Source organism: Microbacterium sp. (assembly GCF_031988965.1).
In the GTDB taxonomy this organism is placed as follows: Bacteria; Actinomycetota; Actinomycetes; order Actinomycetales; family Microbacteriaceae; genus Microbacterium.
The window spans coordinates 39,388-46,905 of the sequence record NZ_DALZXX010000010.1; the positions used below are offsets into that span (position 1 = coordinate 39,388).

The 7,518-nt window shown below is 68.7% G+C and carries 7 protein-coding genes; all 7 read left to right on the forward strand.

All coding sequences use genetic code 11. The features are described from left to right. On the forward strand, window positions 1-706 hold a 706-nt coding region (locus RTM68_RS04630; RefSeq protein ID WP_312168698.1), incomplete at its 5' end, for a metal ABC transporter permease. Between the two features lie 32 nt (window positions 707-738). Then, on the forward strand, window positions 739-2,004 hold the full coding sequence (locus tag RTM68_RS04635) for an ABC transporter (RefSeq protein WP_312168701.1): 1,266 nt from the start codon (window positions 739-741) through the stop codon (window positions 2,002-2,004). 3 nt (window positions 2,005-2,007) lie between these two features. Further along, window positions 2,008-2,925, forward strand: coding sequence for a zinc ABC transporter substrate-binding protein AztC (aztC, locus tag RTM68_RS04640; protein WP_312168703.1), 918 nt, complete (start codon window positions 2,008-2,010; stop codon window positions 2,923-2,925). A 28-nt stretch (window positions 2,926-2,953) separates the two neighbouring features. After that, a complete protein-coding gene (gene aztD / locus RTM68_RS04645; RefSeq protein ID WP_312168705.1) occupies window positions 2,954-4,156 on the forward strand; it encodes a zinc metallochaperone AztD in 1,203 nt (400 codons plus the stop codon). Window positions 4,157-4,449: 293 nt separating this feature from the next. Further along, window positions 4,450-4,926, forward strand: a complete 477-nt coding sequence (locus tag RTM68_RS04650; protein ID WP_312168708.1) for a GtrA family protein — start codon at window positions 4,450-4,452, stop codon at window positions 4,924-4,926. Then, window positions 4,923-6,395: a glycosyltransferase family 2 protein gene (locus tag RTM68_RS04655; protein ID WP_312168710.1), complete on the forward strand. Its 1,473-nt coding sequence runs from the start codon at window positions 4,923-4,925 to the stop codon at window positions 6,393-6,395. The genes RTM68_RS04650 and RTM68_RS04655 overlap by 4 nt, the downstream gene beginning before the upstream one ends. Further along, a partial coding sequence (locus tag RTM68_RS04660) for a glycosyltransferase family 39 protein (RefSeq protein ID WP_312168712.1) occupies window positions 6,392-7,518 on the forward strand: 1,127 nt, incomplete at its 3' end. The genes RTM68_RS04655 and RTM68_RS04660, both read left to right, overlap by 4 nt.

The following is a 7,518-nucleotide window of genomic DNA, read 5'->3' on the forward strand; positions in this document are numbered from 1 at the left end:
TCCCGGCGTCGCGCTCGCGACCGTGTCGGGGCTCCCGGTGCTCGCCGGCGGCGCCCTCAGCGCGATCGCGATGAGCCTGGGAATCGGTGCCCTGCAGCGCCGAGCCAAGCTCTCGTACGACACCAGCATCGGGCTGCTCTTCGTGTCGATGCTGGCGCTCGGAGTCATCGTCATCTCGCATTCGGGGAGCTTCGCCACCGACGCCACGGCGATCCTGTTCGGTGACATCCTCGCGATCACCGAGAGCGACCTGATGCTGCTCGCCGCCGCCGCCGCCGTCGGTGTGATCGTGGCGACGGTCTGCCACCGCTCCTTCGTCGCTCTCGCGCTCGACACCCGTATCGCCTCGGTGCTCGGACTCCGCCCGCGAATCGCCCAAGCCGCACTCGTGGGCCTGGTGACGCTCGCCGTCGTCGCGTCCTATCAGGCCGTCGGCTCCATGCTCGTCGTCGGTCTGCTCCTCGCACCGGCGGTCGCCGCCGGGCACTGGACCACGCGCATACCGAGCCGCATGCTCCTGGCGTGCCTCTTCGGCATCGCGGCGGTCTTCCTCGGCCTTCTCGCCTCCTGGTACCTCGCCACGGCAGCAGGCGCATCCGTCGCCGCCGCGGCGATCCTGCTCGCGGGAGCCTCATGGGCTGCCAAGTCCGCGATGAACGGCATCCGACCGTCTACGCACACCGCTGTCCCCGCGCTGTCCCGATGACTCCGCCACCATCCGCCACCCGAAAGGTCCCTGTGTCCATCCGCCACACCCCCGTCACCCCTCGCGCCGCCCGCATGACGGCAGTCGGCATCCTCGGCATCCTCACGGTGTCGCTCGCCGCCTGTGCGGGACAGCCGACTGCCGACCCGTCGGTGGCCCCGAGCGCAGACGCAACCGGCGCCGGCCACGGCGCGATCGCCGGAGCGGAGGAAGTGGCCGAGCCTCCTCTGGGTCTCACGACGATCGATCCCGACGGCCAGGTCGCGCATCTCGATCTCCTCGACGAGAGCGTCACGGAGATAGGCGCGATCTCGACACCGTCGGCAGTGGCGACAGACGGTCGCTACCTGTTCGCGGACAACGGCGACGGAATCGAGATCATCGACAGCGGTGTGTGGACGTGGGATCACGTGGATCACTTCCACTACTACCGCGCCGAGCCGGCGCTGCTCGGCACGGTCGACGGCGAGGGAGCGGCCACGATCGCCACCACGAACAGCTCGACCACGGGCGGCACGGGGATCTCGTTCGCGGGTTCGGGCGACGCGGTGCTGCTCGACACCGAGGCCCTGTCGAAAGGCGAGATCCGCGAGCTGTTCCGACTCGAACGCGAACCGCACGAGGGTCTCGTCGTGCCGGTGGGCTCCTTCGCGCTCGTGTCCGACACCGAGGACGGAGCCGTGACGACGATCGCCGCCTACGACTCCGACGGCGAAGAGACCGGCGTCGAGCACCCGTGCATCGAGCCCGCCGGAACCGTGACGACCCGCGTCGGCGCCGTGATCGGCTGCGCCGACGGCGCACTGCTCGCCCATGTCGACGGTGACGAACTGAGCGTCGAGCGGATCCCGTTCCCCGACGGCGCAGCCCCCTCGGCGATCTCGGCCTTCCACAACCGCGAGGGGCGGCCCACCGTCGCGGCGCTCGCCGGGCCGACCGACATCCGTCTGCTCGACACCCGCGAGCGCGCGTGGGCCCTGCTGACCGCTCCCGTACCGCTGGTGCAGGTCACGGCTGTCGACGACGAGGCCGGGCATCTGCTCGCGCTTGCCCAGGACGGACGGATGCTGGTGCTGGGCGCGGACGACGGGTCGCTGCTCGCCGAGACCGCACCGCTCGTCTCCGAGTCGCTCGCGGATGGCAGAGCCCCGACGCTCATCGCCGACCAGCATCGCGCCTACCTCAGCGCACCGGCCGAGCGCCGGCTGTACGAGATCGACTACGCCGACGGGGCACGCATCGCCCGCGCCTTCGACACCGCCACCGAGCCGGCCTTCGTCGCCGAGACAGGACGCTGACCCATGCGCCTCCCCCGCACTCTCGCCGCAGCGGCAGCGCTCACAGCCGCAGCGGTCCCGCTGACCGCCTGCACCCCGGCTGCAGACGACCGCCCGCTGGTCGTGGTCTCCACGAACATCCTCGGCGACGTCGTCGACGAGATCGTCGGAGACCAGGCCCAGGTCGTGACGCTCATGAAGCCGAACGCCGATCCGCACTCCTTCGAGATCTCCGCACAGGAGGCGGCCACTCTGCGCGAGGCCGACCTCATCGTCTCGAACGGCCTCGGGCTCGAAGAGGGTCTCCAGCAGCATCTCGATGTCGCCGCTGCGACCGAGGTCCCGTCGTTCGTCGCCGGCGACGCCATCGAGGTCCTCGACTACAGCGCGGGCGACGCCGCCGGCATGCCGGACTCCCACTTCTGGACCGATCCCGCACGCATGGTCGACGTCGTCGACGCGCTCGAACCCGCTCTCCGCGCGATCGACGGGATCGACCCCTCCGCGCTCGCGACGAGCGTGGAGGAGTATCGCACCGCGCTCACGGAGCTCGACGACGAGATGGCGACCGAATTCGCGAGCATCCCGGTTTCCCGCCGGGCACTGGTCACCAACCACCACGTCTTCGGCTACCTCGCCGACCGCTTCGACTTCACCATCGTCGGAGCGGTGATCCCGGGCGGCACCACGCTCGCGGCGCCCTCGGCATCCGACCTCGCCGACCTCGTCGATGCGGTCGAGCAGACGGGGGTCTCGGCGATCTTCGCCGAATCCTCGTCACCCGACCGCCTCGTCCAGGCGCTGGCCGCAGAGGCCGATGTGCACGTCGAGGTGATCGAGCTCTTCACCGAGTCGCTGACCGAGAGCGACGGCGGCGCTCCCGACTACCTGACCATGATGCGCGTCAACACCGAGCGCATCACCACCGGTCTCACGCAGTGAGACCTCCACATGAAGAAGGACACACAGAATGAAGACATCCTCTTTCCGACGAACCGCGTTGGGGGCCCTGGCGGTCGGAGCAGTCGTCGCCCTCGCGTCATGCTCCTCGTCGACCGGCGCCACCGCCCCGGCCGGCGAGGAACCGGCCGCGGACGCCGGGCCCCGGCTCGCCGTCTCCTATGAGGGGGGCATCCTCGTCCTCGACGGGGAGACGCTCGAGACAGTCGCCGACTTCGAGTCCGAGGAGTTCACCCGACTGAACCCCGCTGGCGACGACCGCCACGTCATGGTGACGATGAGCGAGGGCTTCCAGGTGCTCGACACCGCAGCAGGCTCTGCGGACGACGCGGAGCTCACCGATTCGATCTTCGCTGCGGACACTCCGGGACACGTCGTTCGTCACGGCGGCAAGACGATCCTCTACGCCGACGGCACGAGCGACACCACGATCTTCGACACCGCCGATCTCGCGACCGCCGACGAGCTGCCCGAGACGCGCACGGTCGACGGCGTCGACGCGCACCACGGGGTGTCGGTGCTGCTCGAGGACGGCACGTTCCTGACGACGGTCGGCAACGCCGACGGGCGCACCGGCATCGTGGTTCGCGACGCCGACGGTGTCGAGATCGCGGCATCCGACCAGTGCCCCGGCGTGCACGGTGAGGGCACTGCAGCAGACGAAGCCGTGGTCTTCGGCTGCGAGAACGGTGCGCTCCTCTACTCCGACGGTGAGATCACCAAGCTCGACGCACCCGACCAGCCATACGGCCGCATGGGCAACGCGTGGGTCAGCGAGACCAGCCCGATCATCGTCGGCGACTACAAGAACGACGTGGACGCCGAGGGCTACCTGCTCAGCGCGGTGACTCTCATCGACACCGAGGCGAAGACCTACGACGTCGTCGACCTGCCCGAGGGCGTCGAGTACACGTTCCGCGACGTGGTCCGCGGACCGGAGGATCTCGCCTACATCCTCGCCTCGGACGGATCGATCCACGTGCTCGACCCCGAGACGGGTGACATCACCGAGAGCTTCCCGGTCGTCGACGCGTGGGAGAGCCCGGCCGAATGGCAGGATCCGCACCCCGCCATCGTGGTGGCAGGCGACATCGCCTATGTCACCGAGCCCGCGGCGAACAGCGTGCACGCCGTCGACCTGACCACGGGCGAGGTGCTCGCCAGCGCCGAGCTGGACGTCACTCCGAACGAACTCGCCCCCGCGGCGGGCTGACACCCGCACACAGGGACCGCACCGACGAGGGCGGAAGGTGGGAGCGAACGCGCTCCCCCCTTCCGCCCTCGTCCGTCTATGCAGACGTAGCGTCCGACCCATTCAGCTAGCCCGGCTAGCAAATGCGTCGAGAGACACACAGAGGTCAGGACCCCGCCGAAAACAACGTTCCACTCGTCTCCGAGGGGAACCGGAGAGGACTCTTGCCACCCGGGTTCACGCCGACGAACCGATATTTCGCTTGCGGGCGAATTAATCCAATCCACCCCTCGGGAGGCCTCCGAACCCGAAGTATGACGCTCACCCCCTCCGCGCCATCGCTTGCGCTTTCTCGCCTCGTCACCGCGATACGAGAAGCCGTACCCCAGCTCGCCACCTTCGGCGGCGTCGGGATCATCGCCTTCGTCGTCGACGTCGGCGGATACAACCTGCTCCGAGCCACCGTGATGCCCGACCACGTCATCTGGGCGAAGGTGATCTCCGTCACCGTGGCGACCGGAGTCGCCTGGCTCGGACATCGGTACGTCACCTTCCGCGCCACGCGCCGACCCGCCGTCGCGAAGGAGCTCCTGCTCTTCCTGCTCGCGAACGGCGGCGGTCTGCTGATCGCCTCCGGGTGCCTGTTCGTCTCGCACTATCTGCTCGGATTCACCTCCGCCCTCGCCGACAACATCTCGGGGAACGTCATCGGGCTCGTCCTCGGCACTCTCTTCCGTTATTTCACGTACCGGTTCCTCGTGTTCCGCACTCCTCAGGAGGCAAGATCGTGATCTCCCTCTCCCCTCTCACCCTTCGCCGGATCGAGAGCGACCCCGCTCCCGATCCGCTGCTGACGCCTGCCCCCGATCAGGCGCCCGCGCCGCAGGGCGTGCCGAACCGCGAGGTACTCGATCCGGGACTCATCGATTCGTCCCAGAGCTCGACGGGTGTCGACTGGAGCTCGATCGCGGGGTACTCCGGGCTCGTCGCCATCGCGCTCGCCCTGACGCTGATCGCGGTGACCACACTCTGGTGGATGCTGTACGCGTGGCGCTCCAAGAGCACCTATGACAGCACCGCATTCTCGAAGGAGCCCCGCGCCCCTCAGCACACGTTCACTCTTCTCGTACCCGGACGCCACGAGGAGGAGGTGATGGGTCAGACCCTCGATGCCCTCGCCGCGCAGACCCACCCCGACGTGCAGATCATCGCGATCGTCGGCGACGATGACCCCGGTACGACCGCGGTCGTGCGCGCGGCCGCCGAACGGCATCCTGATCGCATCGAGGTGGTCGTCGACGACAGCGTGCCGAAGAACAAGCCCAAGGCGCTCAACCGCGCGCTCCCCTACGCCAGGGGCTCGATCATCGGCGTGTTCGACGCCGAAGACGAGGTGCACCCCGAGCTGCTCCGCCACATCGACTCCCGATTCACGGAGACCGGCGCGACCGTGGTGCAGGGAGGCGTGCAGCTGATGAACTTCCGCAGCAGCTGGTGGTCGCTGCGCAACGTGCTGGAGTACTACTTCTGGTTCCGCTCGCGCCTGCACTTCCACGCGGGAGCCAAGTTCATCCCCCTGGGCGGGAACACCGTGTTCGTGAAGCGCGATGCTCTGGAGTACAACGACGGGTGGGACGCGGAGTGCCTCGCGGAGGACTGCGAGCTCGGCGTCCGCCTCTCGAGCCAGGGCGAGAAGGTCGTCGTGGCGTACAGCCCCGAATACGTCACCCGCGAGGAGACCCCGGGAACACTGAAGTCCTTCTACAAGCAGCGCACGCGATGGAACCAGGGGTTCCTCCAGGTGCTGCGCAAGGGCGAATGGCGGGCACTCCCCACTCGCGGCCAGCGACTGTTCGCGCGCTACATGCTGGCGATGCCGTTCCTGCAGGCGGCCACGGGGCTTCTGATCCCGCTCTCCGTGTTCCTGATCCTGGTGGTGAAGGTCCCCACGGTCGTGGCACTGCTCACGTTCATCCCGCTCGCGCCGACGATCGTCACGGTCGCCGTCGAGGTCGCGGGGCTGGGCGAGTTCGGCCGCCTCTACGGGCAGAAGGTCAGGCTCATCGACTACGTGCGCCTGGTGCTCGGCACCATCCCGTTCCAGGTCCTCCTCGCCGGCGCCGCCTTGCGAGCCGTCTTCCGCGAGCTGCGCGGCGAGCGCGGCTGGGAGAAGACCGAGCACACCGGCGCACACCGCGATGACGACACGACGCCGATAGCGGCGAGTCCGACGATGACCGCTCAGGAGGTGGCCGCATGAGTACCACGCTCGAGAAGCCCGCGCAGACCGATCGCGTCCCGAACGATGCACCGGTCGCCGATCGCACACGCTCACGCAGCGGAATCGCTCACCGCGTGAGCGGCTGGGTGCGCGCTCACGCGCGCGATCTGACGTGGCTGCTCCCGGTGCTGCTCGTCAGCGCCGTCGTCAATTTCCTGAACATGGGCGGAGCGCCGCAGCGCATCGACGACGAAGGGACCTATACCGCTCAGGCCTGGGCGGTGACCCACCTCGGGGAGCTCGCGCACTACACCTACTGGTACGACCATCCGCCCCTCGGCTGGCTGCAGATCGCCGGCTACACGCAGCTCACCGGCGCATTCGAGCGGTGGGACATCGCGGTCCTCGCAGGACGTGAGGCGGTGATCGTCGCTGCGCTGATCTCGGTCGCCCTGCTGTGGGTGCTGGCCCGTCGGCTCGGGATGTCGCGCGGCGCCGCCGCCGCGGCGGGCCTCCTGTTCGCCGTCTCTCCGCTGGCCGTGCAGTTCCACCGGACCGTCTACCTCGACAACATCGCGGTGCCGTGGCTGCTGCTCGCCTTCTTCCTCGCGACGAATCGGCGCGGTCAGCTCGCCGCGTTCGCCGGGTCCGCCCTGGCTTTCGGCATCGCGGTGCTGACGAAGGAGACCTTCCTGCTCGCACTGCCCATCCTCATCTGGGTGATGGTGCGATCGGCGCGAAGAGAGACCCGTCGGTACACGCTGTCGGTCGCCGCCAGCATCCTCGTCCTGATCGGCGGGAGCTACCTGCTGCTCGCGGCCGTCAAGGGCGAGCTCTTCAGCGGAGCCGGACGGGTGAGCCTGATGGACGGCATCATCTTCCAGCTGGGCTCGCGAGAGAGCAGCGGGTCGCTGGCGGATCCGGACTCGCTGCTCAACCGCACGCTGGGCATGTGGTGGCAGCTCGACCCGGTGTTCATCGTCCTGAGCCTCACCGCGGCCGTCGCCGCTCTTTTCCTCCGGCGCCTGCGCCCGTACGCGGTGCTCGTGCTGGCGATGACCCTGTTCATGTTCCGCCCGGGCGGATATCTGCCGGTTCCCTACGTGATCATGCTGATCCCCTTCGGCGCACTGCTGATCGCCGGCGTCGTCGACTCCGGCGA

Bases quoted from the DNA above. Each gene is read 5' to 3' on its own strand.
- aztC (WP_312168703.1), top strand. From the start codon at position 2,008: ATGCGCCTCCCCCGCACTCTCGCCGCAGCGGCAGCGCTCACAGCCGCA.
- aztD (WP_312168705.1), top strand. From the start codon at position 2,954: ATGAAGACATCCTCTTTCCGACGAACCGCGTTGGGGGCCCTGGCGGTC.
- RTM68_RS04650 (WP_312168708.1), top strand. From the start codon at position 4,450: ATGACGCTCACCCCCTCCGCGCCATCGCTTGCGCTTTCTCGCCTCGTC.